This is a genomic window from Algoriphagus boritolerans DSM 17298 = JCM 18970, assembly GCF_900108085.1.
Classification (GTDB): Bacteria; Bacteroidota; Bacteroidia; order Cytophagales; family Cyclobacteriaceae; genus Algoriphagus; species Algoriphagus boritolerans.
The window spans coordinates 99,620-125,639 of sequence record NZ_FNVR01000005.1; the positions used below are offsets into that span (position 1 = coordinate 99,620).

At 43.6% G+C, this 26,020-nt stretch carries 25 protein-coding genes; 10 read left to right on the forward strand and 15 right to left on the reverse strand.

Going from position 1 to position 26,020, the window contains the following annotated elements; all coding sequences use genetic code 11:
- Nucleotides 1–501: 501 nt before the first annotated feature.
- Nucleotides 502–1,383 (reverse strand): inositol oxygenase family protein, encoded by an 882-nt coding sequence (locus C4S61_RS06860; protein ID WP_103924045.1) that lies wholly within the window; start codon nt 1,381–1,383, stop codon nt 502–504.
- A 146-nt stretch (nt 1,384–1,529) separates the two neighbouring features.
- Between C4S61_RS06860 and C4S61_RS06865 the strand changes: the two genes are divergently transcribed.
- Nucleotides 1,530–1,784, forward strand: coding sequence for a type II toxin-antitoxin system Phd/YefM family antitoxin (locus C4S61_RS06865; protein ID WP_103924046.1), 255 nt, complete (start codon nt 1,530–1,532; stop codon nt 1,782–1,784).
- Nucleotides 1,785–1,795: 11 nt separating this feature from the next.
- Nucleotides 1,796–2,050, forward strand: coding sequence for a Txe/YoeB family addiction module toxin (locus tag C4S61_RS06870; RefSeq protein ID WP_103924047.1), 255 nt, complete (start codon nt 1,796–1,798; stop codon nt 2,048–2,050).
- A gap of 59 nt (nt 2,051–2,109) precedes the next feature.
- Here C4S61_RS06870 and C4S61_RS06875 read toward each other — a convergent pair whose 3' ends face one another.
- Both C4S61_RS06875 and C4S61_RS06880 read right to left on the reverse strand, forming a co-directional pair.
- Nucleotides 2,110–4,632, reverse strand: a complete 2,523-nt coding sequence (locus C4S61_RS06875) for an ABC transporter permease (RefSeq protein WP_103924048.1) — start codon at nt 4,630–4,632, stop codon at nt 2,110–2,112.
- The gene (locus C4S61_RS06880) at nt 4,625–5,302 is read right to left on the reverse strand and encodes an ABC transporter ATP-binding protein (RefSeq protein WP_103924049.1); all 678 of its coding nucleotides are present in this window, start codon (nt 5,300–5,302) and stop codon (nt 4,625–4,627) included. Before C4S61_RS06880 ends, C4S61_RS06875 begins: the two co-directional genes overlap by 8 nt.
- 245 nt (nt 5,303–5,547) lie before the next feature.
- On the opposite strand from C4S61_RS06880, the gene C4S61_RS06885 reads away from it, so the two are divergent.
- From C4S61_RS06885 to C4S61_RS06920, 7 genes are all read left to right on the forward strand, one after another.
- A complete protein-coding gene (locus tag C4S61_RS06885) occupies nt 5,548–6,222 on the forward strand; it encodes an arylesterase (RefSeq protein WP_103924175.1) in 675 nt (224 codons plus the stop codon).
- 390 nt (nt 6,223–6,612) lie between these two features.
- Entirely contained in the window at nt 6,613–8,355 is a 1,743-nt protein-coding gene (locus C4S61_RS06895; protein WP_103924051.1) for a GMC family oxidoreductase, read from the forward strand.
- Nucleotides 8,356–8,358: 3 nt separating this feature from the next.
- Complete coding sequence (locus tag C4S61_RS06900) at nt 8,359–9,063, forward strand: gluconate 2-dehydrogenase subunit 3 family protein (RefSeq protein WP_103924052.1); 705 nt, start codon at nt 8,359–8,361, stop codon at nt 9,061–9,063.
- Nucleotides 9,064–9,218: 155 nt separating this feature from the next.
- Nucleotides 9,219–10,409, forward strand: a complete 1,191-nt coding sequence (locus C4S61_RS06905) for a hypothetical protein (RefSeq protein WP_103924053.1) — start codon at nt 9,219–9,221, stop codon at nt 10,407–10,409.
- On the forward strand, nt 10,406–11,533 hold the full coding sequence (locus tag C4S61_RS06910; RefSeq protein WP_103924054.1) for an NHL repeat-containing protein: 1,128 nt from the start codon (nt 10,406–10,408) through the stop codon (nt 11,531–11,533). Before C4S61_RS06905 ends, C4S61_RS06910 begins: the two co-directional genes overlap by 4 nt.
- The gene (locus C4S61_RS06915) at nt 11,530–12,696 is read left to right on the forward strand and encodes a hypothetical protein (protein WP_103924055.1); all 1,167 of its coding nucleotides are present in this window, start codon (nt 11,530–11,532) and stop codon (nt 12,694–12,696) included. Before C4S61_RS06910 ends, C4S61_RS06915 begins: the two co-directional genes overlap by 4 nt.
- Before the next feature lie 93 nt (nt 12,697–12,789).
- Complete coding sequence (locus tag C4S61_RS06920) at nt 12,790–15,300, forward strand: WD40/YVTN/BNR-like repeat-containing protein (protein WP_103924056.1); 2,511 nt, start codon at nt 12,790–12,792, stop codon at nt 15,298–15,300.
- A gap of 125 nt (nt 15,301–15,425) precedes the next feature.
- Here the strand turns inward: C4S61_RS06920 and C4S61_RS06925 are convergent, their stop codons facing one another.
- The 12 genes from C4S61_RS06925 to C4S61_RS06980 all read right to left on the reverse strand — a co-directional run bounded on the left by C4S61_RS06925 (nt 15,426) and on the right by C4S61_RS06980 (nt 25,501).
- Complete coding sequence (locus tag C4S61_RS06925) at nt 15,426–16,004, reverse strand: porin family protein (protein WP_103924057.1); 579 nt, start codon at nt 16,002–16,004, stop codon at nt 15,426–15,428.
- Between the two features lie 68 nt (nt 16,005–16,072).
- Nucleotides 16,073–16,444 carry a response regulator gene (locus C4S61_RS06930; RefSeq protein WP_103924176.1) on the reverse strand — a complete coding sequence of 124 codons (372 nt, stop codon included), beginning with the start codon at nt 16,442–16,444 and terminating at the stop codon, nt 16,073–16,075.
- A 120-nt stretch (nt 16,445–16,564) separates the two neighbouring features.
- On the reverse strand, nt 16,565–17,950 hold the full coding sequence (locus C4S61_RS06935; protein ID WP_103924058.1) for a sodium-dependent transporter: 1,386 nt from the start codon (nt 17,948–17,950) through the stop codon (nt 16,565–16,567).
- 39 nt (nt 17,951–17,989) lie between these two features.
- Entirely contained in the window at nt 17,990–18,925 is a 936-nt protein-coding gene (locus tag C4S61_RS06940; protein ID WP_103924059.1) for an SDR family oxidoreductase, read from the reverse strand.
- Complete coding sequence (locus C4S61_RS06945; protein ID WP_103924060.1) at nt 18,897–19,748, reverse strand: peptidylprolyl isomerase; 852 nt, start codon at nt 19,746–19,748, stop codon at nt 18,897–18,899. The genes C4S61_RS06940 and C4S61_RS06945 overlap by 29 nt, the downstream gene beginning before the upstream one ends.
- A gap of 8 nt (nt 19,749–19,756) precedes the next feature.
- Complete coding sequence (gene hemC, locus C4S61_RS06950; RefSeq protein WP_103924061.1) at nt 19,757–20,686, reverse strand: hydroxymethylbilane synthase; 930 nt, start codon at nt 20,684–20,686, stop codon at nt 19,757–19,759.
- Entirely contained in the window at nt 20,683–21,591 is a 909-nt protein-coding gene (gene rimK, locus C4S61_RS06955; protein WP_103924062.1) for a 30S ribosomal protein S6--L-glutamate ligase, read from the reverse strand. Before rimK ends, hemC begins: the two co-directional genes overlap by 4 nt.
- A complete protein-coding gene (locus C4S61_RS06960) occupies nt 21,588–22,028 on the reverse strand; it encodes an ATP-dependent zinc protease family protein (protein ID WP_103924063.1) in 441 nt (146 codons plus the stop codon). The genes rimK and C4S61_RS06960 overlap by 4 nt, the downstream gene beginning before the upstream one ends.
- Before the next feature lie 4 nt (nt 22,029–22,032).
- A complete protein-coding gene (locus C4S61_RS06965) occupies nt 22,033–23,190 on the reverse strand; it encodes a DNA polymerase III subunit (RefSeq protein ID WP_103924064.1) in 1,158 nt (385 codons plus the stop codon).
- A gap of 11 nt (nt 23,191–23,201) precedes the next feature.
- A complete protein-coding gene (locus tag C4S61_RS06970) occupies nt 23,202–24,398 on the reverse strand; it encodes a GlmU family protein (RefSeq protein WP_103924177.1) in 1,197 nt (398 codons plus the stop codon).
- Between the two features lie 69 nt (nt 24,399–24,467).
- Nucleotides 24,468–24,713 (reverse strand): type B 50S ribosomal protein L31, encoded by a 246-nt coding sequence (locus tag C4S61_RS06975; RefSeq protein ID WP_103924065.1) that lies wholly within the window; start codon nt 24,711–24,713, stop codon nt 24,468–24,470.
- A gap of 170 nt (nt 24,714–24,883) precedes the next feature.
- Nucleotides 24,884–25,501, reverse strand: a complete 618-nt coding sequence (locus tag C4S61_RS06980) for a carboxypeptidase-like regulatory domain-containing protein (protein ID WP_235009864.1) — start codon at nt 25,499–25,501, stop codon at nt 24,884–24,886.
- A gap of 132 nt (nt 25,502–25,633) precedes the next feature.
- On the opposite strand from C4S61_RS06980, the gene C4S61_RS06985 reads away from it, so the two are divergent.
- Nucleotides 25,634–26,017, forward strand: coding sequence for an ArsR/SmtB family transcription factor (locus C4S61_RS06985; protein WP_103924067.1), 384 nt, complete (start codon nt 25,634–25,636; stop codon nt 26,015–26,017).
- Nucleotides 26,018–26,020 lie beyond the last annotated feature (3 nt).

Here is a 26,020-nt window from a genome sequence, read left to right on the forward strand (position 1 = left end):
TTGAGTCTTAAATATCCTGCGAACATACCAAATGGAAATGACAGGGTTTTTGAAGCTCAAAGCCATAAAATTCTTGATTTACGATTGAAGTTTAGCTGTTTAGACAAAACATTGATCGGAAGGGCGCGGTGGGAGGATTTGCCAGCGAGCCAGCGTTCGGCCTCGTGCGGTGGTAGCTTTGGCAAATCTTGTCCCGATAGTTATCGGGATTTTGGTTCTTTTGGATCAAGCCAAAAGCACGAGAAAAAAGGATTGCCTAAACTATTATTATATCAGCGAATAATAAGTTAACCTCTGGAAATCGACCCGTCCCTTTCAGAATAAACTATGGAAATTTCAATATTTTCAAAATACTATACACGCTGTCATCGGTAGCGCTGTTGAAATGTGGCCCCATAAACAGGAAATGGCCTTCTACTCCTGTCACACAGAGCGGAGTCGAAATGTCAGGCTGACAGCATTAAGTCTTTTGAGACAGCCTCCTCTTCAGTATTCTAGTTGTTAAAATTTAAGCGTCCCGGGCAGATATTTCGCTACCAAGTCCTCATAATAGGGTCTCAAGGCCTTTGAATCCGGAGGAACCGGCACTTTGGAATATAAATCGTAGGGATTGAATTTGTCAACCCATTTAAACATTTCCCGATCGTGATCATTGAGTAAATGATCGTAGGCATTTTCTCTGTGCTGAGCATAAAAGGAATGATAGCGAATCATATACAGTGCAGGTTCAGGTAAATATTCCTTTACCATCTGATAGAGGTACTCATCATGCCCCCAGGACATTTTCACCTGATCCAAACCGCATTGATGGGAATAAACGCCGTATTTGGTGTTGAATCGGTCATTTTTTGAATCTGGATTTCGATCAAAATATTCTGGATACACTATCCTGTCTGAATGCTGGCACCCAACAGGGAAAGTATCGCCGACGACCGCCCACTGAGGCTCGCCGAAAAGACAAAGCACTTTTCCCAAGTCATGGATAAAACCTGTCAGCACAAACCAATCCGGATGACCGTCTGCTCGGATGGCTTCCGAGGTCTGAAGTAAGTGCTGCAACTGGTCAAGGTTTGTATCAGGGTCGGAATCATCAATGAGCGTATTAAGGTAATCCACAGCATCCCAAAAAGGCATTTCCTTTTTCTCAAACTTTAAAAATTCCCTCTCCTTTTCCACCACAAAGTCATAAGTCTGGTAGGTATGATTGAGCCTGTAGAATTCTCTGACCGTGTCCACCCGCTCCGAATCGTGGTAATTCCGGTAATCATCTTTGGCTTTGGCCTGCTTGTCCTTAGGTTCTGGATAGCGAGTCAGAAGATCATCCTCCCAATCTTCGATGGATTGAAGCGGAGCGATTTCAGATGGGGAGAGCTTGGTTTTCATAGATTTAGGCTTTAAAAATGAAATATAAAGACAATATCCAAAACTTCATCTCCTAATTAGCTACGATTTAAATCGCTTGGAACAAAAACGTACAAATAATTGTACAATAGGAATTGAAATCCCATCTTTAACAAAAAGCAGAAATCATGGAAGTCACTAGCTACTCAAAGTTTCGCGAGAACATGAAGTCTTATTTGGATAATGTTGTCAATGATTCAAGACCATTGTATGTCACCAGAACAAATGGCGAAGATGTCGTCGTTTTATCTAAGTCCGACTATGAAGGTTTAAAACAGACAAATTACCTAATGAGGAGTCCGAAGAATGCTGAACGTTTGTTGGAAGCTATAAAAGAATTGGATGAAGGAAAAGGCGTTAAAAGAGACTTGATTGAAGAATAACCTTTTCCAACATGAATATTATTTTTTCAAATCAAGCTTGGGATGATTATCTCTATTGGAATGCCACTGATAAAAAGATTTTCAAAAAAATCAACACCCTAATCAAGGAATGCCAGCGAACGCCTTTTTCTGGAACAGGAAAACCCGAGCCTCTAATGCACGATTTAGCTGGTGCCTGGTTCCGCAGAATCGACAGAGAACATAGACTCGTGTATCGAGTCAAAGATGGTACTTTGGAAATCGCCCAATGCCGCCATCATTTTTAATCTAAAATGGGCTCTCGTGGGAGCCCATTTTAGATTTTTCACTTCAAACTTCAGATTTTTTAGGTTCCTCTGAGTATCTCCATCGGTGGCTGATTGATTATTTTTCGGCCATTTAACCAACCCAGAACGATTGTCAGCCCAGTGATGGCTAAATACATCACGAGTCCTTCTTTCCAAGCCGGGCTGAAGTTCATTTCAAAGACAAACTGTCCCAAAAGGAAAGTGGCTAAGAAAGACAAGAGAATGCCTGAAAGTGAGGCCAAACTACCGAGGAAGAAGTATTCCAGGGTGTTTATTTTAGTCACAATTGCCGAACTCGCACCAAGCGTTCTCAGCAAAATACTCTCCCGCATTCGCTGGTATTTGCTGATGATCAGCGAACTGATTAAAACCAAAATTCCTGTAGCAATGGAGAAAAAGGCCATAAACTGAATCACAAAGCTAATTTTCCCCAAAATATCCTCCAAAGTTTCGACAATCGTCCCAAGATTGATAATAGATATATTCGGAAAAGTCCTCACGATCTCTGACTGTACATCTGCTGCCTCCCGATCATTTTTGGTTTTGGTGATGATCACATGGAATTTCGGAGCCTGCTCAAGGACTCCGGTTGGAAAAAGGACCAGGAAATTGGTCGATACTTGATTGAATTTCACATCCCGGAAACTTCCGATGTAGGTTTTAATCGGTCTTCCTTGGACATTAAACTCGATTTCATCGCCGATTTTTAACCCATTTCCTTCACCAAATCCCTTTTCCAAGGAAACAAAAATGCTGTCTCCTCTGGCTCCAAGCGGAATCAATTCACCGGCGGCCAAGGTCTCCGAAGCGATCAACGTATCTCGATAAGTGACCCGGAATTCCCGGTTGTAAAGCCAACGGGAATAATCCTTATCATCAGGCAACTCTTCATTGGTTTTTTTATCAATACCATTGATTTCATTCAGTTGCATAGTCACGATTGCCACCTCCTGCATGATCGGTAGATTTCTTCCGGTCACTTTTCCTCTTACTTCGTCGAGCTGTGCAGACTGGATATCAAACATCAGCATATTCGGCTGATCCGCTTTGTCGGCAAACTTTGCTTCTTCCAGCAGTTGATTTTGGAGGAAAAATAAAGTAGCAATCATTGCAGTACCCAAACCTATGGTAGCGATCAAAGAAATCGTCTGATTATTTGGTCGGTAAAGATTAGCCAAAGCCTGTCTCCAGGTGTACTCCAAAGAAATCGGAAGAAACTTCCGCACCGCCCACATGATCAATTGTCCCACGCCCCAGAGTGATCCAAATGCCACCAACACAAACCCCGTAAAGCCAAAGGCTAACTTCCAATCCTTCAACAAATAAAAACTAAAGCCCCAGATGAATACCAAGATCCCAAAAATCACCAGCCAGCGAAGGGGATCCTTTAGCAAGGTGCTGTCGGCAGTTTCCGGTCTGAGTGTAGCCATTGGAGAGACATTTCGCACCTTTAGCAAAGGCAAAAGTGCAAACAGGATCGAAACAAAAAGACCTGTAACGATTCCAAAACCTACTGAAATCCAGGACACGCCCACATTCACTTCCACCGGTAGAAAGTCTGAGAAAACAGCAGGCAAGACAAATTGAAGCACCGTGCCCAGTCCGGCACCTATCAAAGCTCCCACCAGACCCATGACCATGATTTCGACCAAATAAATCAGTAAGACATCCAGCGAGGCAACTCCAAGACAGCGTAAAACAGCCACCGAAGCCAATTTTTCTTTCACGAAAACATTTACCGCTGAGGCCACACCTACGCAGCCCAACAGCAAGGCAATAAAAGCAACCAAGCTCAGGAAATTGGAAAGATTGGAGAATGATCGACCCGTAGATCGCTTTCGATCCTCAACCGTATCGGCATCTACCCGATCCAATTCCCATTGGTCCTCATACGGCTTGATCAACTCCTCCACATCCGTACCCGCAGCAAATTGAAGGTAGCGGTTGTACTCCACCCGGCTGCCGTACTGCACCAAACCGGTTTCTTCCAAATAAGCCATCGGAATGTAAACCGCAGGTGCTACAGTTGCTGTGATTCCGGTCTGACCCGGGACTTTTTGAAGCTCACCTACGATCTGAAAAGTAACCGCACCGACTTTGATTGAGTCTCCAACTTGTGCGTTAAACTGCGCCATCAAGGTTTTTTCAACCAAGGCTTTTTTGCCTCCACTCCTGAAATCGGACTCTCCTTCCACAGGAATGGTTTCCAATTTTCCATAAAAAGGAAAATTTCCCTCCAAAGACCGTACTTGGGTCAAGCGGCTGTCACCAGTGGACGGAAAAGCAACCATCGAAGCGAAATTGACCTCAGCCGCCATTTCAACAGCGAGCGAATCGATTTGTTGATCCCCGATTGGCTTGTTGGTTTCCAATACCAAATCGGCTCCCAGAAGCTCCTGAGCTTGATTATTTATATCTTTGGTGAGATTTTCACCAAAGCTGCTTATTGCCACCAATGCTGCTATCCCCACCACGATCGATGAGACAAAAAGCAGCAATCGGGAAATGTTCTTCCGGAAATCCCGGAGGGCCATTTTCGAGATCCATCCAAAATCAGGCATGAACGTCCTCCTGTATTTTACCGCCCTTGATATGTATGATGCGCTGAGTCTTGGCCGCCAATTCCAGATCGTGAGTCACTAGCACCAGGGTAGTCCCTTGTTCCTTGTTTAGATCAAAAATGAGTTTTTCGATCATTTCACCGGTTTCCGTATCCAGATTTCCTGTTGGCTCGTCAGCAAAAAGTATTTTGGGTTCATTGGCAAAAGCCCGGGCAATGGAAACCCGCTGCTGCTCTCCACCTGAAAGTTGAGTTGGATAGTGCGTGGCGCGATCACCCAAACCAACCTTGGCTAAAAGCTCCAGTGCCTTTTGTCGGGCATCCTTTCGTTTTTTCAGTTCCAAAGGAACCATCACATTTTCCAAAGCTGTCAAAGTCGGCAGCAATTGGAAATTTTGAAAAATGAATCCCACATCTTTATTTCTTACTGAGGCCCGCTGGTCCTCATTCATTTTTTCCAGGGCTTGGCCATTGAGGACCACACTGCCGGTAGTCCCAGAATCGAGTCCTGCACACAGCCCAAGAAGTGTGGTTTTTCCACTTCCCGAAGGGCCCACAATCGCGAGCGTCTCTCCTGCCTGAATATCAAAATTGACTTCGTCCAAAACGGTAAGCTTTCGACTTCCACTTTGATACGTTTTACTTAAATTTTTAATGGATAAAATGCTCATGAAAAAGCGTTGAGTTAGATGGAAAGGTCAAACGGCTAAGACTGTACTTTGTTGACAATCAAAATTTGACACAGCTACTTAAGGTAAATAAAAGAAAAAACGTTCGACAATATCCAATGAACTCGACAAACGGGCATTTTTACCCGACCAACGCAGAAAAAGCTATTTTTGCTTCAAATCTTCCAGTTTATGGATTTAATCCGAACCTTTTCTGCAAAAAACCATTATTACCAAAAAACACGCACATGTACCTGTCTAGAATAGCTCCAGTTCTACTCATTCTCGCACTCTTTACCGCCTGTGGATCAGCTCCTGAACAACAGCAAGCTGAGCAAGCGGAACCTAAAACCACCGCAGTAGAAACCAAGAAAAAAACCATCCTTTTCTTTGGAAACAGTCTTACCGCCGGCTACGGAATTGATCAGGAGGATGCTTTTCCTGCCTTGACTCAAGATCGGATAGACAGTTTGGGATTGGATTATCGGGTAATTAACGGTGGGCTGAGTGGGGAAACGACCGCAGGAGGACTGAGTCGTCTGGATTGGTTTTTGGAAGATGAACCGGAGATTTTTGTTCTTGAACTTGGCGGAAATGACGGTTTGAGAGGAATCTTACCGGCAGAAAGCAAACGGAACCTGATTGGAATAATCGACAAAGTGCGAGCAAAGTATCCCAACACTAAAATTATCTTGGCCGGAATGCAAATTCCGCCAAACATGGGACAGGAATATACCGAGGAATTTAAGTCGATTTATCCTGAGGTAGCGGCTGAGAAAAATGTGACTTTGATTCCCTTCCTATTGGAAAATGTCGGCGGAATCCCGGAGCTTAATCTACCCGATGGAATTCATCCCACTGAGGAGGGTCATAAGATTGTCTTTGAAACGATTTGGCCTTATATTGAATTGTTAATCAAATGAATTGCATAGGACAACTATCTTGAAAAAAAGGAATGACTAAGTTGGAGCTGAAAAAGGAAATCCAACAGATTACCAAACGCAAAAAAGTCAGGAGTATCAAACACCTTGCAGGCAAATTATAAGCTGAAATTGATCCTCTGGAAGTTCAAAAACGCATGAGGAATAAATGAGGATAGGATTTTTGTAGACACAAATATCCTGTTTTACTTTTTGAAAGACAGCAGAAAAAGACTTTTTAAGATCCAATGAAAAATTAGTGGTTTGGATGGATCTTACCTGATCAATCAAATTAAAGGCATCTACTTCTTTAATTCTCAAAAAACCAAAAGAAGCTTTTTCCTTCGTAAAATTTTTACGCTATATTTTCAACTTCATTAAAAATTTTTGGAAATGAGTTTTCAAATCAAACAATCAGGCGAACCCTACGACGTAATTATTGTGGGTTCCGGAGCTGGTGGAGGCATGGCCTCAAAGGTCCTCTCTGAAGCCGGTCTTTCTGTGGCCGTTATAGAAGCCGGAGGGGATTTTGATCCTGCCAAAGAAGAAGACAGAACCCAACTCCGACCACCTTGGGAATCTCCCAGAAGAGGTGCCGGAACACGAATCCGTCCATTCGGCGACTTTGATCAAGCCATCGGTGGATGGGATATCGAGGGCGAACCCTACACCCGAAAAAACGGGACGCAATTTGACTGGTTCCGGTCCCGAATGGTCGGAGGTCGAACCAATCACTGGGGAAGGATCTCGCTAAGATTTGGGCCTAATGATTTCAAGCGAGCCAGTATAGATGGCCTCGGTCATGACTGGCCCATCGGATACGAAGATGTAAAGCCTTATTACGACAAAGTCGATAAACTCATTGGTGTTTTTGGCTCCAAAGAGGGCATTTACAATGAGCCGGATGGATTTTTTCTCCCTCCTCCAAAACCTAGACTGCACGAGCTTTTCATCAAAAAAGGCGCGGATAAAGCAGCAATCCCGATGATCCCCTCGCGATTGTCCATGTTGACTCGCCCAATCAACAACGAGCGAGGCGTTTGCTTTTTTTGTGCGCAATGCAATCGAGCTTGTCAGGTCTATGCGGATTTTTCTTCGGGAACTTGTCTGGTTCATCCTGCGATGAAAAAAGGAAAAGTGGACCTGTACACGCACTCCATGGTGCGGAAAGTAACCACCGACGATGCCGGAAAAGCTACTGGAGTTTCCTTCGTCAGCAAAGTGGACATGAAAGAATACAAGCTCAAATCCAGGGTCGTAGTACTTGGGGCATCCTCCTGCGAGACTACCCGCATCATGCTGAACTCCAAGTCCAAATCCCATCCTAACGGAATCGGAGCAGACTCAGGCGTATTGGGAAGATACCTGCATGACTCTACTGGTGCCAGCCGATCAGCCATCATGCCTGATATGATCGATCGGGAGCGATACAATGAGGACGGAGTCGGTGGAATGCACATGTACACGCCATGGTGGCTGGACAATAAAAAACTGGATTTTGCCCGAGGATATCATATCGAGTATTGGGGAGGGATGGGTCAACCCTCCTACGGTGCCGGAGGAGGTATGGATGCCATGCGAAAATACATCAAGGACGAGTTTGGAAATCCAAGTCCAAACGGAGGCTACGGTGAAGGACTGAAAAAAGACATCCGAAAAATCTATGGCTCGACGTTTGGGATGTCCGGCAGAGGCGAAAGTGTGCCAATGTATGACAACTACTGCGAAATCGATCCCAATGTGGTCGATAAATACGGAATCCCCGTACTTCGCTTCCACTACAACTGGACAGATCAGGAAATCAAACAGGCCAAACACATGCAGGATACCTTTGAGGAGATTCTGACCGGTGCAGGAGCGACACTTTTGGGCGAAAAGCCCGGTGCAGACACCCTGTACGGGCTTGCAGCTCCGGGAAGAATCATTCACGAAGTGGGTACGGCAAGAATGGGCAATGACCCGAAATCTTCCGTGGTCAATTCCAATTGCCAGGTACATGATTGCAAAAACCTCTTTTTGGTCGATGCCGCTCCCTTTGTATCTCAGGCGGATAAAAACCCAACTTGGACAATCCTTGCACTCTCCTGGAGAACCTCTGATTACATCGTTGAGCAGTTGAAACAAAAAAACATCTAAGCCATGAACAGACGGGACAATCTCAAACTCCTCTTTACAGGCTCTCTTGGAGCCGGAATACTCATGACCGGCTGCGATCCGGTGGACAAAAGCGTACAAAGCCAGGTCTTTGCCGGAGGCACTCCCGGTGGAAGAACCGAAGAAGAAAATCTCCGAGATGCCAAATTGATGGAAGGAACATTTTTCACCGATGAAGAACGAAAAAAGTTGGACACCTTGGTGGACATCATCATGCCGGCAGATTCGGAATCTCCTGCTGCTACCGAACTGAAAGTCACAGACTTCATTGACTTCATGATGCGGGATCAGCCCAACTCCCAAACGCCTATGCGAGGTGGGCTGATGTGGCTGGACTTCGAAGCGGATGAGAAATTCGGAAAAACATTCAACGAACTCTCCAAAGATGAAGTCTTGGCAATCGTCGATGAAGTGGCCTGGCCAGACAAAGCCAAGCCTGAATACCTCGGTGGTGTTCGCTGGTTTAATATGCTACGGAATCTCACCTGCTCGGGCTATTTCTCTACTGAAGCGGGTTGGAAATACATGGGTTATGTCGGAAATACGCCAAATGTATGGGATGGCGTTCCACAGAATGTCCTGGACAAACACGGACTCTCAAATCCGGAGCAATACCAAAGCCTCTACCTCAAACCTGAAGACCGAGGAACTGTCGCAGTTTGGGACGATGAAGGCAACTTGATCGGTTAATTTCCAAGCAAATAAAATTAAAAATCCACGGCATCATAACCGTGGATTTTATGTTTCCTGTTTTTAAAGGTTGAATCTTAATTTTTTGTAATAATTCTTAGTCATTTCCTTGAATCTAAAGACTTGATTTAGTTTCTTAAGGAAAAAATCAAGCCATGGACAAACTTTTATCAGGTGCGGTTTTGGTTGCCGCATTTTTTGTATGGGGATGCGGATCAAGCGAAGAAAAAACTGCTGGTGTTCAATCTGTAAGTAGTTGGGAATTTGAAAAAGTCGATTCCCTTCAGTTCGAAATTATCGGCCGGCCTGTCCTGGCCGATGTGGAATTCGGTAAAATTCTGTTGTACGATGGGCAAAAGAGCGAATTTGTAATTCTTGATGAAAAGGGAGCATTAATCAGTCGGTTTACAAAAAGCGGCGACTCACCGGACAACTTTGGATTCAACCTGCTTCTTCCCGGTTTTTTAAGCGAATCAGAAATCATGATGGCAGGCACCCTGGGGATCTTTGTCTATGATTTTTCGGGAAATTTTATCAAAAAAATCACACATCCGGAACCGCAATCCGGAGGTGTTTATACTGATTTGCCCGGTAAATCCATCGACCATTTTTTCCTGGACGGGAAGAATAAAATTCTCAGCAAGTCATTCCGGGTTTTTGAATCTACTCTTGCAGACGCACAGTTTTACGAGAAATTCAGAGGAATTGAAGTAATTGATTCTCAATCGGAGGCTAAAAAAGCGTTGATTGCTTTTGCTCCAAACAGTAGATTTTTAAACGGCAACGGGTTTATCCAAAGCGATTTTGAACCTGTATTCTCAGCTGATGAAGGCGGCATTTTCTTAGCTTTTGCAGGCGATCCCGTACTGCATCAGTATACTTGGCTGGGAGATTCAGTTTCTCTGGAAAAGTCCATAAAGCTATCACTACCGGACTTTGGAGAGATCACCGGTCAACCGCTGAAATCACTGGAGGGCGTGGGTGCATCCACCAGTATGCTGACTGCTTCAGTCCGTAAAATCTCAAAATGGAATGACAAAGTTCTGGTTCAGTTTTTCCCGGGACTATCCACGGAGGAAGATCTCGCCTTAGACCAGGACTATGAAAATGGAAATGAGGAGGAAGCTAAAGCAAAAATCCAAAAGTTATTTACTGAAAGAAAAGTTAGGCTAGCAATCGTAGATCCTCTTGAAGGAAAGCAGTTGGGAATTATTGATTTCCCGGAATGGGTAAATTCTAGTGGGTTTGTTCTAGATGGAGAGGATTTTTGGTTTGTCAAACGATTCAATCCTGAGGCAGAAGAGGATTTTATCAAACTCTATAAGGCTAAACTGATCGAAAAATGAAAAATCAAATCTTAAGCCTCCTTGCTTTTTGCTTCCTATTTTTTTCATGCAGTGAAAAGTCCGAATCTAATTCAGTATCCAACGAATGGGAACTGGTGATCGAGGACTCGATACAGGTGGATTTTATGGGAGAGATATGGATGGGGACCTATGAAAATGGAAAAGGTATAATCAAGGATATTACCTCTCAGGCGGTATTACAATTTGACTCGACTGGAAAACTATTGGTCAATAAGGTTTTTCCAAAGGACGGGCCCGGAAAAGTAGATTGGTTTGAAGGAATTGTAATAGATGAGAATGGAGAAATCTTCGCCTCTACTTTATTCAACAACATCTACCATTTTGATCCAGATCTCAATTTAGTCGAAACATTGAAAATGCCGTTTGCCGGAGAGGCAAGGGGCGGAATGAGAAATGCCCGAAACCTAAGTAAATGGAATAACAAACTGCTCCTCTGGTATCCAGGTCGAGATGGGATTAGTCCTTACATTGACAATTTTTATCGGGAGTATCCACTACTTGAACTCTTTGATATCAGCACTCAAACTTCCATTCCACTGATCAATACTCCACCAACATCCAAGTTTAGCACGAATGAGTATTTCAATCGGCCATATATTCAGTTTACTATCGAATCTGATTCACTTTACCTCACTTTTTCGAATGAGGAACTGGTACACATCTACACACTTCCCGATGGAAAATGGATTAGGAGCATCAATTTCCAACCCACTGATTTTAAACTCTATCCTGGACAGAAGGCACCAGTCACCTATCAACAAATGATAACGATGTCTGAGGCAAAAATTACAGGAATTTATTCCGATCCTAAGCACCTCATCTTGAGCTATCAAGGCGGAATTGACAGTGAGACTTTTATCCAAAATGAATTGAAAGAATCTAAAAATTTTTACAAATATCCTGAATTCAATAACAGCTATCTAAAAGTCTTTTCCATCTATCAGGGAAAATGGTCAAATGAAATAGAAATCCCTGCCAAAATTGATTTTATTTTAAACATTGAATCAACAGATCAACCCTTCTACGCTCTCCGAAACGACGACTTTATCGGTGAAGAGCAAGAGTATTTAACTTTTTATAAACTTAAACTGAGACAGAAATGAAGAACCAACTTATCCTATCAATCCTCAGTTTTCTCCTAGCTTTTGCCTGCTCATCTAAGGAGGAAGAAGACCAAAAAACCCTCGCCGAACAGCAATTTGAATTCGAGATTTATGATTCACTCGTAGTGGATTATTTGGGAAATCTGTACCTAGCTGACATTAGCAAAGACGGAGACACTTTTCTTTTGATTGATCATCAGCACGATTCAATTTTTGTTACTGATCAGAAAGGGAAAATAGTATCTCGTTTTTGCAAAAAAGGAGAAGGTCCTGGCAGTTACAAGGGTACAAGGAATAATCTTCCCCAATTTTTTAACTCTGATGAAATCATAATTCCTGCTTGGAAAGGATTTTACATATATTCTAAGAATGGGGAGTTTAAAAGATCTTATGAATTAGGATACTTTCCCACTTCCTCGCTGATAAACATCTACACAGATAATTTGGTAATTCTGGAAAATCAGATTTTTTTTCCTTGGGAAGGTCGAATTGCAGAAGAATTTGGTGTTGATGGAAAAAAATTTCAACTACAAACCAAGCGATTAGAAATCTTGGATTTGGAAACTGGGCAATTTTCACCAACCCTTTCATTTCCGAAAGAGTCGAAATTCAAAACCGGAGAAAAGTCATTTTTAAACGTCAATTACAAAACTGGCCTAGCTCAATACTCGGACAGTATTTATGTGGTTTTCAGGAATGAACCGAGAATTTATGCCTACCATAGATCCATGTTGGATATACCAGCCAAAATCTATCAAATTCCTTTTGACGAGTTTGTAGAGAAAGCTCCAAAAGACGGAGATAATTTTGGTCCATACGAAATGAAAGACATTTATGTGGGTTCATTGAATCAAATCCAACCTCTAAGCAAAAATCAATTTTTGATAAACTATGCCCGAGGAGTAACCGACTCGGAGTATGATCAGATTACGACAAAAGCAGGTAATGATAATTCTAAAATTTTTCCTGAATTAAGTAAGATCAATAGATATGGTTGGGTACTTTTTGATGGTAAATCATTATCCAAATTGATCGAAAATTCTACTGAAATTGGAAACTTAGGCAAATTCATCTCTAAGGACGAAATCTGGTTCACTCCAAATTATTCTGAGTTTGAAAAAGATTACGTTGTCCTCTACAAAACCCGTCTCGTCTCCAAATAATCACCACTCAAAAAGACCTTTTCCCGTCCAAAAGCGCTGAGTCAAAACTTTGATCTCCTTTGCTTATATTCCATCCTGATCAAAGAAAACCGCATGCAAAAATCTACATCCCTTATCCTTGCCGCAGCAGGACTTATTTCCTTCGGCTCGCTTCACGCACAGGATATCAAACCCACCACCGAAAAAGCCCTTCAGGAATCCGTTGCCAAGCACAAAGCCATGCTTGCCTCCACCCCACTCAAAGACTTCAAAGCCCGAAATGTCGGCCCAACCAATATGTCCGGTCGGATCGTAGACATAGAGGTTGCAACAAATGGCAGCACCTTTTACGTCGCAGCTGCTTCCGGAGGAATCTGGAAAACTGAAGACAACGGACAGTCTTTTACTCCGATTTTTGACCATCAGGGTGCCTTGGGAATCGGTGCGATGGCACTTTCCAAATCTGACAACAACATCCTTTGGGTTGGTACCGGCGAGGACAATTCCAGTCGATCCACCTATGCGGGTAACGGAATCCACAAGTCTACCGATGGAGGCAAAACTTGGGAGCACATCGGCTTGATTCACTCCCAACACATTGGGCAAATCCTGATTCATCCGACCAATCCGGATATCGTTTGGGTAGGTTCGATGGGCGGATTGTATTCCAAAAACAAAGAAAGAGGCCTTTACAAAACCACTGACGGAGGCAAGACTTGGAAAAAAACACTTTACATCGACGACAACACGGGCATCATCGATATTCAGATTCACCCAACTAATCCCGATGTCTTACTTGCTGCAAGCTGGGAGCGATTCCGTCAGGCGCATGATTTTATTGGCAATGGAAAAGGCTCTGCCATCTGGAGATCTGAGGATGGTGGAGATACCTGGAAAAAGGCCGTGGAAGGATTTCCTCAGGATGAGTTTGTGGGTAGAATTGGCTTTGACTTCAGTCTTTCTAATCCAAATGTAGCCTATGCACTACTGGACAATCAGGGAAAATCTGATAAACCTGCACCGGAACCCCGACAGCGAGGCAATCAACAGCAGGAAGAAAATCCGCTGAAACTGGAAGACTTCAAGGACATGACTTTGGATCAGGCCTTGGCTTTGGATGACAAAAGATTGGAGTCATTGGCTCGCAGAAGTCAATTCTCCTCCAAATACACTCCAACAGAAATCAAACGCCTGCTAAAAACAGGAAAAATCACCACTGCTCAAATTGCCAATTACAACGGCGGTGCAGTGGATGCAAATGCCGCGATGTTTGGCCAACCGATCAAAGGTGCGGAAGTCTATCGCTCAGAAGATGCCGGAAAATCCTGGAAATTAGTCTCAGAATCCGACATCAGCCGATTGTACAACACCTACGGATATTATTTCGGAGAAGTCAGAGTAAGCACTTCGAATGAAAACGAGGTGTTTGTCCTTGGCGTACCGCTCTTGGTTTCCAGAGACGGAGGCAAAAACTTCAGTCGCACAGACTCCATCGGCGATCCGCACTCGGATCATCAATCTATGTGGATCGATCCCAAAGACAGTAAACACATTTTATTGGGAAATGACGGAGGTCTTTATCGAAGCTATGGAGGTGGAGCCCGCTGGGATCACCTAAATTCCCAGATGCCGATATCACAGTTCTACTCCGTGATGGTAGATCAGGCAACACCTTACACCATCTATGGAGGAATGCAGGACAATGGCGTGTGGTACGGCAAATCCACCAATAAACCTGAGGATCCTTGGGAGCCACTTTTCGGAGGAGACGGAATGGTCGTGGCAGTTGATACCCGCAATAACGACATCGTCTACACCGGGTCACAATTTGGCAACTATGCCAGAATCAACAAAGCGACAGGAGAAAGACGCCGAATCACCCCGGGTCATGACATCGGAAACGCTCCAAATCGCTGGAACTGGAGAACTCCTGCGGAGCTCAGCTACCACAATCAGGATATTGTCTACATGGGTTCACAGTACGTTTACCAATCATTCGATCAAGGAAACACTTGGACGACCATTTCACCGGATTTGACCAAAAATCAGAAAAGTGGAAACGTACCTTATGCCACGCTCTCCGTAGTAGAAGAATCACCATTGGAGTTTGGGACCTTGTATGCAGGTTCGGATGATGGAAATGTCTGGATCACTCGGAACAACGGAGGAAACTGGACCAGTCTGAATGCTGGCCTTCCTCAAGATCGATGGGTAAGCAGCATTTCTCCTTCCAAATACAAAGAAGGAAGAGTCTACATCACCCTGAATGGCTACCGATACGATGAGTTTAACACATACGTTTACAAAAGCGAGGATTATGGTAAATCTTGGACTTCAATCAAGTCGAACCTGCCTGAAGAGGCAGTGAACATCATCATCGAAGACCCCAAAATGCCGAATATCCTGTATTTGGGCACAGATCACGGGCTGTATGTCAGCATGGATGAAGGAAACAACTGGAACCTATTCCAGGGGGAAATCCCTAATGTGGCCATCTACGACATGGTGATTCAAGTGCGTGAAAACCACCTGATTGTTGGTTCGCATGGAAGAAGTGTCTATGTCGTTGACCTGAAGCAGATCCACGAATTGGCCCAGCCCGGTCCTATGGTAATGGAAAAGTAATTACGAATCTTGATCAAATGAGGTCTCAGACTTCATTAATCGAAATTCGATGTTCTACATTCATTATTAAAAAATTAAAAGCCCTCTGAAACCTAATTCAGAGGGCTTTATATGTTTTAGATCTTTTAGAAGATTTTAAATCCAACAGACAGCACCCATTGGTTGATCCGATTGTCGGTATTGAAACTGCCGATATTTTCTGTCCATTTGCTCAATCCACCCTCGTATCGTCCGTCAATAGAAAGATTGCCCAAATCAAGGCCAACCCCTGCCTGATAACCAAGCGTTGCATTTTTAAACTCGGCATCGCTTACGGTACTTCCTGCTTCTTTGAGTTTTGAGTTGATATTTAAACTTGCGATGGGTCCAGCTTGAAGCCTAAGCACTTTCAAAAAGCGCATACCCACCATTACAGGAATATCCAGGCGATTGAATTCTGCCTTAAATTCATCCCCATTATTCAGGAATTTTCCACTTGTTTGAGTAAAAAGGAGTTCAGGTTGCACAAAAAAACCGGCTCCACCAATTCGCCCAAAAACCCCAACATGATACCCTGTTTGGGAACCTTGCGGTGTAAACTGTTTATTTTTAAAGTCTACTTCCGTACTACTTAGACCTACTTTGATGCCAAAGCCACCATTTTGGGAATATCCCGCGAATACAATTCCGCAAAAGAGGATTGCTGAGAAGATTAATTTTTTCATAGTGAAAGGAATTTAGGGTTTAGTTTTCTAGTAAACGTCCCTTTTGCAATTCCCTTGCCAATTCTGTTTTAATTAAATTGATGGCTGGCCGTTGATTTAGCCAAATTGTACAAGTCGTAAAAATCCATCGGTTTCGAAACAAGACTATCAAAGCCATTTTTGCATTTCTCACGAAAATACTCCACATCACCTGCAGTAATTCCTATTGTCGGTATTTTACAGGTCTGAGGGCTTTCCTTTAGGTGCTCTAAAAATTCGACACCATCCATGACCGGCATCATGATATCCGTCATTATCACGTTAAAAAATGGATCAAACTCCAGGTATTGAAGGGCTTCCTTTCCGTTGTGTGCGACCACTACTTCATCATTTGATTTCTCAAATATCTTTCTAAGAATCAAAAGATGAACACAATCGTCATCTACGAGGAGAATCTTCATGGCATCACGAAATACTTTTTCAAGTATATGAAAAGCATCCTGCAATACAAACTAATTTTTATAAAACGAAAAAAAAAAAGGACCCGAAGGCCCTTTTTTTATCATTGAATGAGGAATTAATTAAGCAACCTGTGGCGCACCAAATAATCCTATCGTATTCAAAATCAGAAGAATGATTACAATAGGACACACCCACTTGATGAAAAACATCCAGGCGATACGATAAGGACCCGTAAACCCGGGAGCTCCCTGAGTTAATTCATCAGCGTAGTCAGCTATTTTTTGGCCCCAACCGGTATATAATGACAGCATCAAACAGATTACAATCACCGCAAATGTCCCAAAAATAAAGTCCATAATTCCAAAGAATCCGGTGAGCTCATTGCTCAAAAAGGTGAAGCTCAGCTCTGCAAAAAAGTTTCCTTCAATCGATGAAAGTGCGGAAGGAATGGACAAAATCATGGCCGCAATCCCTACAGTCCAGGTGGCCTTTTTACGGTTCCACTTTCGGTCATCTATCAGATAAGCTACCGGCACCTCCAGCATCGAAATAGTCGAGGTCAAGGCTGCCACCATCAATAAAATGAAGAAGAGTCCACCAATCAGATTCCCTCCCGGCATCGCGTCAAAAACTCTGGGAAGAACGTCAAAAACCAAAGCAGGACCCGCAGATGGGTCTTTTCCAGGCAGCAATGCAAACAAAGCCGGAAACACCATCAATCCGCCCAGGAGCGCAACAGCTGTGTCCATTCCTGCAATCCATCCCCCTGCCTGAGGGATATTGGCATCTTTTTGCAAGTAGGAACCAAATGTGATCATCAAGCCCCAGCCTACTGACATGGAAAAAAAGGCTTGTCCCAAAGCCTGTAAAATCACCGTAGAATTGATTTTAGAAAAATCAGGATACAAATAATATTCAATTCCAGCCTGAGCCCCTTCCAGAGTCACTGACCTGCCGGCGATGAAAATGATAATGATAAATAGGATAGGCATGAGGAATTTTGCTGCCTTTTCGATACCCCCTGAAACACCCCCTAAAACTATGAGAATTGTAGCTAAAATAAAGACAAAAGTCAGGGGGATCACATACATCGGAGTCTCTACAAACTCCTCAAAATCAACCGGAATATTGATGATCTCAGTGAAAATATACCCAACTGTCCAACCTGCAATGACCGAGTAATAACTAAAAACGAAAAAGCAAACCAATACGCAGAGAACACCCGCAGACTGCCAGAATTTGTTACCTCCAGTATCTCTGATCGCTCCAATTGGATTTTTTCCTGATCTTCTACCTAAAGCAATCTCATTGAAAAGTAGTGGCAAGCCTATCAAAAGGACGCAGAGAATGTAAACAAACACAAAGGCACCTCCTCCGTTTTCCCCGGTGAGATAGGGGAATCTCCAAATATTACCAAGACCGACTGCAGATCCGGCTGCGGCCATAATAAAACCGAGACTCGAACCAAATTGTCCCCGCTCTTCGGTATTTGAGATATTTGCCATAAATAAACTTAAAGTTAATAATTGGGTGTGAACTGCTTTTTAAGAGCGGGCTAAGATAATTTGTTTTGACAAAATACCTATTCCCTCTTTGAAAGTTTTGGGCTCAAAACCCAGCTGTTTTCTTGCTTTTTCGATACTAAAGCCTGTTTTCAATGGCCGCTTTGCAGGCTGGGTAAAACGGATTGAATCGGTTTTTTTGATTAAGTCTTTGTTAAGCTCAAAAAAGTCAGCCGTCATCATCGCCATTTGATAGGGTGTCAGTACATCAGAACCTGAAATATTAAATATCCCTTCTGCCTTTTGCGCTGCCATCAGGATACATCCCGCTGCTAAATCTTCCGCCAAAGTAGGCGTCCGTACTTGGTCGTCCACGACCTGTATTTCCTTCCCGGCTTCCAGGGAGTTTTTTACCCAAAGGATAATATTGGACCGACTGAGATCATTGGCAATACCATAGACCAAGACAGTTCGGGCAATTGCCCAAGAAGTTTTTGAGTTTTTTACGAGATTCTCTCCGATTAGCTTTGTCTCCCCATAGAAATTGACCGGGGCAGCTTCCGCCTCCTCGTCATAAGGACCATTTTCCCCTGAAAAAATAAAGTCAGTGGAGACGAAAATGAAATGGGACTGAACCTTTTCGGCAGCCTGGACCAGGTATTCGGTCGCATTCACATTTACTTTTTTACAGGCCTCCTGATTCAATTCACATTCGTCCACATTTGTCATAGCGGCACTGTGAATGATGGTCTCAGGAGCAATTTTTGAGATCACCTCATTCACCTCCGCTTCATTGGTGATATCCAAACTTTGGTAAGTAAAACCGTCTCCGATCAGTCGACAAGGACCTTTTCCGGTAGCAATCACCTCAAACTTCCCTTCATCAGCCAACTGCTTTACCAACTTCTGCCCCAAGAGTCCATTAGCTCCGGTTATCAATATTTTGGGATTAGTTGATTTTGGGGTAGCTATAGCCATATTCCTGAGTGATTTTATTTTTTGAGATACGTTCTACTTTCACCTGCATGTACACTGGTTCGTTGGGCATTTCCCGGGTAGTGGGTTCCTTTGAGATCTTATCTACTACATCCATTCCAGAGATCACTTCGCCAAATACCGTGTATTCCTGGTCCAAATGGGGAGTTCCACCGACAGTGGCATAAGCCTCAATTTGCTCAGGGGTATAATTTTTGGTTAAAGTCAAATTCAGCGACTTGGCGATTTCATCCCGTTTGGAGAGAATCAGATTCGTCAGGCTATCAAACTTTTGCTCGGCATAGAGTCGATTGTATTCCTCTTTGAGCGGGCGCTGACTTTCCAACTGCACATATTGAAGCACGGCTTTTTGCAAGGCAGGAAAATCAGTCGTCAATTCAAGTTCCTCGTAGGTTCTTCCCTGCACGATGTAAAACTGAGAGCCGTTGCTGGCCTTGGTCGGATTGATAGAATTGCCTTGTCTTGCCGCAGCGATCATGCCTTTTCTGTGGTAATGATTGGGAAGGATTTCGGCGGGAATAGTTGGCCACTGATCAGCAGGTAGCTGCTCTTTTGTAAAAACATCTCCTCCCTGCACCATGAAGTTTTCGATCACCCGATGGAAAAGCGTTGAATCGAACCTGCCTGCCGCAGCCAAAGCAATGAAATTATCCTTATGCTTAGGCGTATCGTCAAAAAGCACCGCTTTGATTTCCCCATGCCGAGTGGAAATGGTGATCAGATAGTCTTTATTCTTATTCTGTCCGCAAGCTAATGTACTGATCAGCAGCAGTCCGATTGACAGGGATTGAAATAGTTTACTCATTGGCGTGATTATGATTTTTTGATTTCGTCCAGAATTTCCTTTCCGCCTGCGGCAAAAACCAGGGCAGCCAGTTTTTGTCCTAATTTCTCTGCACCCCTTCTTTCACCTGCAACTTCCAAAGAAACTCGCCTTTGTCCATCGAGACTGATGATTCCTCCTCTCAAAATCAACTCCTCCTTTTCAAAAGTAGCCAAGGCAAAAACCGGAATACTACATCCCCCTTCCAAAACACGGAGATAGGCTCGCTCAGCTTTCAGTCTGTATTCGGTTTCTGGATGATTACAAGCTTGGATAATTTGCCGGCGCAAAGCTGAATCAAGTGATTTGGCTGCTTCGATGGCAACAGAACCTTGCCCCACTGCAGGAGTGAATTCAGCCAAATCCAATTCCTCGGTGATCATCGAATCATAGCCCATTCGGTGAACTCCCGCGTACGCAAGTAGAAGCGCATCACAGTGGCCTTCTTCCATCTTCTGAATCCGGGTTTGAAGGTTTCCCCGCACATCGATGGTTTTCACATGGGGATAAAAATGTTTTAAAGTAGCCACTCTCCGGGTAGAGGAGGTTCCCAAAGTTAGGGGTTTTTCGGGATCATGGATGTCAATTCCGGTTTTGGCAGAGAGCAAAACATCATTTTCCTTTTCGCGACTGGTGAATGCGATAATCTCAAATTCCTCAGCAAGAGTAGACTGCATATCCTTTGCAGAATGAACAGCAATGTCGATTCGACCGTCCAGAAGTTGATCTTCCAGCTCCTGGGTAAAAACACCCTTGCTGCCAATTTTGGAAATGGAAACATCCAAAACCTGATCGCCTTTGGTGTCGATAACAATGATCTCGGCATCGACACCCGAAAGCTTCAGTAAATCCTGGACATGGTAGGCTTGCCATAGGGCAAGTTTACTTCCCCGGGTACCTATTTTTACTTTTCTACTCATTGCGTTTGATCTCTTTTGAAGGACTTCTTACGGAACCCATCCACTACATATTTAATTATTTCATCCGCGATATTGACTCCCGTTGCCTGCTCGATTCCCTCCAGCCCCGGAGAGCTGTTCACTTCCAAAATCAAGGGGCCTCGATCAGATTGTAGCATGTCCACCCCAGCAATGTCGAGTCCAAGAGCTTTGGCGGCATTCAAGGCGGCTTGTTTCTCCGCTCGGGTCAGTTTGATCACAGAGGCAGCACCACCGCGGTGCAAGTTGGACCGAAATTCCCCATCGGCACCCTGTCGCTTCATGGCACCGACTACTTTCCCATTGACAATAAACGCCCTGATATCTGCTCCTTTGGCTTCTTTGATAAATTCCTGGACAATAATTCGTGCTTTCAGGCCATGAAAAGCCTCTACCACAGACTGCGCGGCTTTTTTCGTCTCAGCTAAAACGACTCCGAGGCCCTGTGTCCCTTCCAGCAACTTAATAATCAGCGGAGCTCCACCAACCTGCTCGATCAACTGCTTTTCACCTCCTTTTGAAAAATTCGTAAAGGCTGTTTTAGGCATACCCAGTCCAGCTTTGGAAAGAATCTGTAAGCTTCTCAACTTATCGCGACTTCGCACAATGGCCTGGGAAGTAACCGCCGAAAACGCCCCCATCAATTCAAATTGACGGACTACAGCTGTCCCATAAAAAGTCACTGAAGCCCCTATCCTGGGAATGATGGCATCGATACCTTCAAGCCGCTGTCCCCGATAAATGATCGAAGGCCCCTCCTGCTCAATGATCAGATCACAAAGACTATGGTCAACGATCAGGGCTTCATTCCCGGAATTCTTGATCTCCTCAACGAGCCTCCGTGTGGAATATAAATTTGAATTCCTCGAAAGGACAGCAATCTTCATAAGTTCTTACGGTAAGCTTTGGATAGATTCACTTTATTTACATCCACGAGAAACTTGTCCCGCAGAATTTTTCTTCCCAGCAAAATGGAATTTTTCATATTGGAACGATCCGAAAGCGTAAATTCTGCAGAGAAGGTCTCCCCGGCAATTTTAATTTTGGTCACGATCAAATAACGGACCTCAGCCTGACCAAAGGAATTTTTCACTTTTTTTTGCTTGAATTCTTCAAATACGAGCGTCTTCCCTGTGAAATTTTTGTGCCCGGGCATCAGGATTTCACATTTCAGCAGTCTTTTTCCGCCTTGTTCTTCCTCTCTGATCTTCTCAGCATGAAGGCTACTTGTAAAAGCTCCTGTGTCGATTTTGGCCCAAACGGACTTGAGATCCAATTCAGGAAGTGTGATCTTCTCCTTCCGACCGATTACTTTCTTTTCCATTAGTTTATTTCTTCTGGGCCATCATGACCAAAATATTCATCGAAAGATCGGTAAAAATCATCTTCGCATTCCCATTTCGCTCCAAGTGATAGTGAGCCTGATTAAACGAATCATAAAGCTTCATCGCATGATCCTCATGGAGCACTTTTTTGCTGATAGCAGTAATGAATTTCCGGTCTTCTTCGGTAGTACGCAGCAGGGAATCGAGATCGAAATTTTTCAATAAAATCTCACGTGTCACATTCAGCCCGGTCAGCATGAGTGACTTTTGGGATTCTTTGGGCTCCTTGTGAAACTTATCCGCCAATTCAAAAATCTCTTTGAGATCTTTGGAGACACAGAGCCTAAACCAATCCCGGATTTGGGTCACTTGCTTGTCTTCCACTTGATTGACCATGCGGTAAGCTTCACGCATATTGCCATCGGCAAGCATGGCGATCTGTTCGGCTGATTTGCTATCGCAAAGCCCGGAATCGACTAAATGTGATGTAACCTCTTCGTCAGAAAATGCCCGAACCAAAATCTTCTGGGTCCGCGAAAGTACCGTGGTCAGCAGCTGATCTGCCTGGGAAGTCACCAGCATAAAAATCGTCCTTGCAGGTGGCTCCTCCATGATTTTTAGCAAGGCATTGGCAGCCGAAGGGTGAAGAAATTCCGGAGCCCAAATCAAAATGATTTTGTAACCTCCCTCAAAAGACATCAGCGAAAGTGCCTGAATAATCTTTCGTGCGGAGGCTTTGGAAATATTCAGCTGTTTCTTCTCAAATCTATTGAAATAAATGAAATCATGCACATTTCCGTAGGGTTGGGCTGTGGCAAACTTCCTCCAGTTGGTCAGCACATCGGTCTTTTCCTCCTCCTCATCCTCTTCATTTTCTTTTTCCTTTTCCTTTTCTTTTTCCTTTGCAACAACCGGAAAAGCAAAGTTTAGGTCCGGCATCACCAAACGTGACATCCTCTGACAAGAACTGCACACCCCACAGGAGTCTGTCTCGGAAGGATTCTCACAGTATAAAAAAGTAGCTAACGCGAGTGCCAAAGTCAAATTAGCCGAGCCCTCAGGTCCATGAAAGAGCAGTGCATGTGCCAAATGATTGTATTTGACAGCATTGATCAGTTTTTCTTTGGTTTCGGGAAGGCCGGGAATTTCTGCGAACTGCATAAGATCTTAGATCAGGAAGTTTTATCCCAAATTCTGTAGCTTTTGGTCAAATCAAAAACTCGTTCGATTATTTCTTTTTCTTCGTTGGTCCAATCTTTTCCTCTTCGACCAAAGACAGCCTTTACGGTTTCTTCAAATTTAGGCATGGAAAAGGTAGAAAAGCCTGCTGCACCACCCCATGAAAACGAGGGGATAAAATTTCTTGGAAATCCATCCCCAAAAATATTGGCTCCAACTCCGACCACCGTGCCGGTATTAAACATGGTATTGATCCCGCACTTGGAGTGATCTCCCATCATGAGTCCACAAAACTGCAATCCTGTATTGGAAAATCCGCCCTTGGTGTAATCCCAAAGTTTTACAGTGGCATAGTTGTTTTTCAAATTTGACGTATTGGTGTCTGCGCCGAGATTACACCACTCCCCGATCACTGAGTTTCCGAGAAATCCATCATGCCCTTTGTTGGAATAACCAAAGAAAACGGCGTTGGAAATTTCTCCTCCCACCTTAGAATAGGGACCTACCGTCGTATCACCACGGAGCTTTGCTCCCATATTCACAGTCGATCCTTCGCAAAGCGCAAAAGGTCCACGGATCAAAGCCCCTTCCTGAATTTCAGTATTCTTTCCAATATAAATCGGGCCTGCTTCCGCATTGAGGACAGCAGCTTTGATTTTGGCACCCTCTTCAATGAAAATATTCTCCGAAGCATAAACTATGGTATGCGGATCCCTGACGGGTTGAGACTTTCTTCCTTTGGTCAACAGGGCAAAATCCTTTTTAATTTCTGAAGCGTTAAGCTGAAATATATTCCAGGTTTTCTGAAGCAAAGTCGGTTCAGCCACGAGCTGCACAATCTCACGATCGGCGGCAAAACTCAGGTTTTTCTCAGTTTCACCGATATAGGTTGCCATGAGCGTTTTGCCCCAATAGAGTGACTGATTGGGTTTGAGATTTTTCAAATGATCAATAGATCCAACTTCCGGAAGCCAGGCTCCATTGACGGCAAGGGCAGGTGATGAGTTTCTGGGAAATTTGGCTTGCAGGTACTCCTGAGTCAAATAAGAGATCTCCAGATTGGCATAGTTCTGCCATTTTTCGGAAATCTTCAGAATCCCTACCCGAATATCAGCCACAGGACGCGTAAAAGTAAACGGAAGCAGAGACCCGCGGATTGAAGGATCGTCAAACAACAAAATTTTGTTCATGGGACAAAAATAAAAAAGTCTCCCGGAATCCATGCCCCGGGAGACTTTTTCGGTGACCGCCGAAGAAAATTACTTCTTCGCGTATCTTTTGTTGAATTTTTCGACTCTACCCGCCGTATCAAGAAGCATTTTCTTGCCTGTGTAGAAAGGATGGGATTCAGAGCTCACTTCGATTTTGTAAACCGGATAAGTTTTGCCGTCTGTCCACTCGATAGTTTCGCTGGTCTCGATAGTGGACTTAGACAAAAACTTAAATTCGCTAGACGTATCATAGAACACGACGTCTCTGTAGTTTGGATGAATATCTTTCTTCATGATATAGCTAGTTTTCTATTGCTTTTTCGAAACGAGGCACAAAGATACCCTTTTAAATAAGTTTGACAAAATATTTACCGATGATTATTTCCAAATCGCAAAGGATTTTCAAAGAGAAGGATTCTGATTGAAAAAGTCCGTTCGAAAAAGTCGTGATCTTTGTACTAGGTCTAATTTTTATTCTTTAGGTCACCACGCTTGATCGATCGGATAAACTGTGACCAGGCAAAGGGATCGAGGATTCGAAGGGGTCTGGGGCCGTAGAGATCTTGATTCTGGAGCATTTGTCCTTGTTGGAAGTACCGGTAATTCTCCTCGCCTGAAGCAGGCATAGAGGCTGCCCATCTAAGCAACATCTCAGGACTCATATTGGATCGGCTAATTGACATCGGATCAACCACATTCATGGCAATGACAGCCTTTTTGAATTCTTCTTCCGTTGGGTAGGGCATTACTTCAATTTCAGCCAGCGCAATTTCATCCACTTGCATGGTTAGGATCAGACTGATTCGATCATTATCTACCTTGTCAGGTACTTTGAAGCTTTGCTTTTTCAAACCAATAAAGGTGAATACCACACTGTCACCCTCCAAAACGGGCATCGAGAAATAACCAAAACGACCACTGGAAGTCCCTCTGCCTTTTTTGGGAACATAAATATTCACTCCGGGGACAGCGTCAGTACTATCTGCATTTAATATGATACCTGAAAGTTGGATCACTTTTTTATCTTGATCTTGGGCCAAGGACTGAGATGGAAAAACTAGGATTCCAAAGGCCAAAATCAGAACGAAAGGAAGAAGCTGGGTTATTTTCACGAATATTGATTCTGTTGAAAGCTTCGAAAAGCTGATGCGATTTTAATCTAATTTCGGTTGAAATTTTATTTTCACCCTGATTTCTAAGTTAAAACTTACTAAATGAGACTCAAAAATATCAGTTTAAACTATGGATTGCGAATTTTTAAGGCACTTTCGGAAGAGCCTCGCGTGCGGATGATCCATTTATTGATGCTTAACAAAGAATTGAGTATCTCGGATTTGGAACATATTCTTGATTTCACACAGACAAAAACAAGCCGCCATCTTATATACCTGAAAAACGCGGGATTGTTGGGAAGCCGCCGGGTAGATCAATGGATGTTCTATTACATTTTAGAAGAATATATTGAAATCATTCAGCAGATTTTCAAGTTTATTCAAAAAGATCCCAGTCTCATCCGCGATCAGGAAACTTTCGAAATCCTAAAATCCAACCGTGAACTGGCGATCAACAAGATCCAAAACAATCAATATAGACGCTGATTT

Excerpts from the sequence above, each read along its gene's own strand:
- C4S61_RS06985 (WP_103924067.1), top strand. The coding sequence starts at position 25,634 with ATGAGACTCAAAAATATCAGTTTAAACTATGGATTGCGAATTTTTAAG.
- C4S61_RS06900 (WP_103924052.1), top strand. The coding sequence starts at position 8,359 with ATGAACAGACGGGACAATCTCAAACTCCTCTTTACAGGCTCTCTTGGA.
- C4S61_RS06915 (WP_103924055.1), top strand. The coding sequence starts at position 11,530 with ATGAAGAACCAACTTATCCTATCAATCCTCAGTTTTCTCCTAGCTTTT.
- C4S61_RS06925 (WP_103924057.1), bottom strand. The coding sequence starts at position 16,004 with ATGAAAAAATTAATCTTCTCAGCAATCCTCTTTTGCGGAATTGTATTC.
- C4S61_RS06960 (WP_103924063.1), bottom strand. The coding sequence starts at position 22,028 with ATGGAAAAGAAAGTAATCGGTCGGAAGGAGAAGATCACACTTCCTGAA.
- C4S61_RS06920 (WP_103924056.1), top strand. The coding sequence starts at position 12,790 with ATGCAAAAATCTACATCCCTTATCCTTGCCGCAGCAGGACTTATTTCC.
- C4S61_RS06970 (WP_103924177.1), bottom strand. The coding sequence starts at position 24,398 with ATGAACAAAATTTTGTTGTTTGACGATCCTTCAATCCGCGGGTCTCTG.
- C4S61_RS06930 (WP_103924176.1), bottom strand. The coding sequence starts at position 16,444 with ATGAAGATTCTCCTCGTAGATGACGATTGTGTTCATCTTTTGATTCTT.
- C4S61_RS06870 (WP_103924047.1), top strand. The coding sequence starts at position 1,796 with ATGAATATTATTTTTTCAAATCAAGCTTGGGATGATTATCTCTATTGG.
- C4S61_RS06875 (WP_103924048.1), bottom strand. The coding sequence starts at position 4,632 with ATGCCTGATTTTGGATGGATCTCGAAAATGGCCCTCCGGGATTTCCGG.
- C4S61_RS06910 (WP_103924054.1), top strand. The coding sequence starts at position 10,406 with ATGAAAAATCAAATCTTAAGCCTCCTTGCTTTTTGCTTCCTATTTTTT.
- C4S61_RS06940 (WP_103924059.1), bottom strand. The coding sequence starts at position 18,925 with ATGGCTATAGCTACCCCAAAATCAACTAATCCCAAAATATTGATAACC.
- C4S61_RS06905 (WP_103924053.1), top strand. The coding sequence starts at position 9,219 with ATGGACAAACTTTTATCAGGTGCGGTTTTGGTTGCCGCATTTTTTGTA.
- C4S61_RS06860 (WP_103924045.1), bottom strand. The coding sequence starts at position 1,383 with ATGAAAACCAAGCTCTCCCCATCTGAAATCGCTCCGCTTCAATCCATC.
- C4S61_RS06965 (WP_103924064.1), bottom strand. The coding sequence starts at position 23,190 with ATGCAGTTCGCAGAAATTCCCGGCCTTCCCGAAACCAAAGAAAAACTG.
- C4S61_RS06935 (WP_103924058.1), bottom strand. The coding sequence starts at position 17,950 with ATGGCAAATATCTCAAATACCGAAGAGCGGGGACAATTTGGTTCGAGT.
- C4S61_RS06865 (WP_103924046.1), top strand. The coding sequence starts at position 1,530 with ATGGAAGTCACTAGCTACTCAAAGTTTCGCGAGAACATGAAGTCTTAT.
- C4S61_RS06885 (WP_103924175.1), top strand. The coding sequence starts at position 5,548 with ATGTACCTGTCTAGAATAGCTCCAGTTCTACTCATTCTCGCACTCTTT.
- hemC (WP_103924061.1), bottom strand. The coding sequence starts at position 20,686 with ATGAGTAGAAAAGTAAAAATAGGTACCCGGGGAAGTAAACTTGCCCTA.
- C4S61_RS06945 (WP_103924060.1), bottom strand. The coding sequence starts at position 19,748 with ATGAGTAAACTATTTCAATCCCTGTCAATCGGACTGCTGCTGATCAGT.
- C4S61_RS06895 (WP_103924051.1), top strand. The coding sequence starts at position 6,613 with ATGAGTTTTCAAATCAAACAATCAGGCGAACCCTACGACGTAATTATT.
- C4S61_RS06975 (WP_103924065.1), bottom strand. The coding sequence starts at position 24,713 with ATGAAGAAAGATATTCATCCAAACTACAGAGACGTCGTGTTCTATGAT.
- C4S61_RS06880 (WP_103924049.1), bottom strand. The coding sequence starts at position 5,302 with ATGAGCATTTTATCCATTAAAAATTTAAGTAAAACGTATCAAAGTGGA.
- rimK (WP_103924062.1), bottom strand. The coding sequence starts at position 21,591 with ATGAAGATTGCTGTCCTTTCGAGGAATTCAAATTTATATTCCACACGG.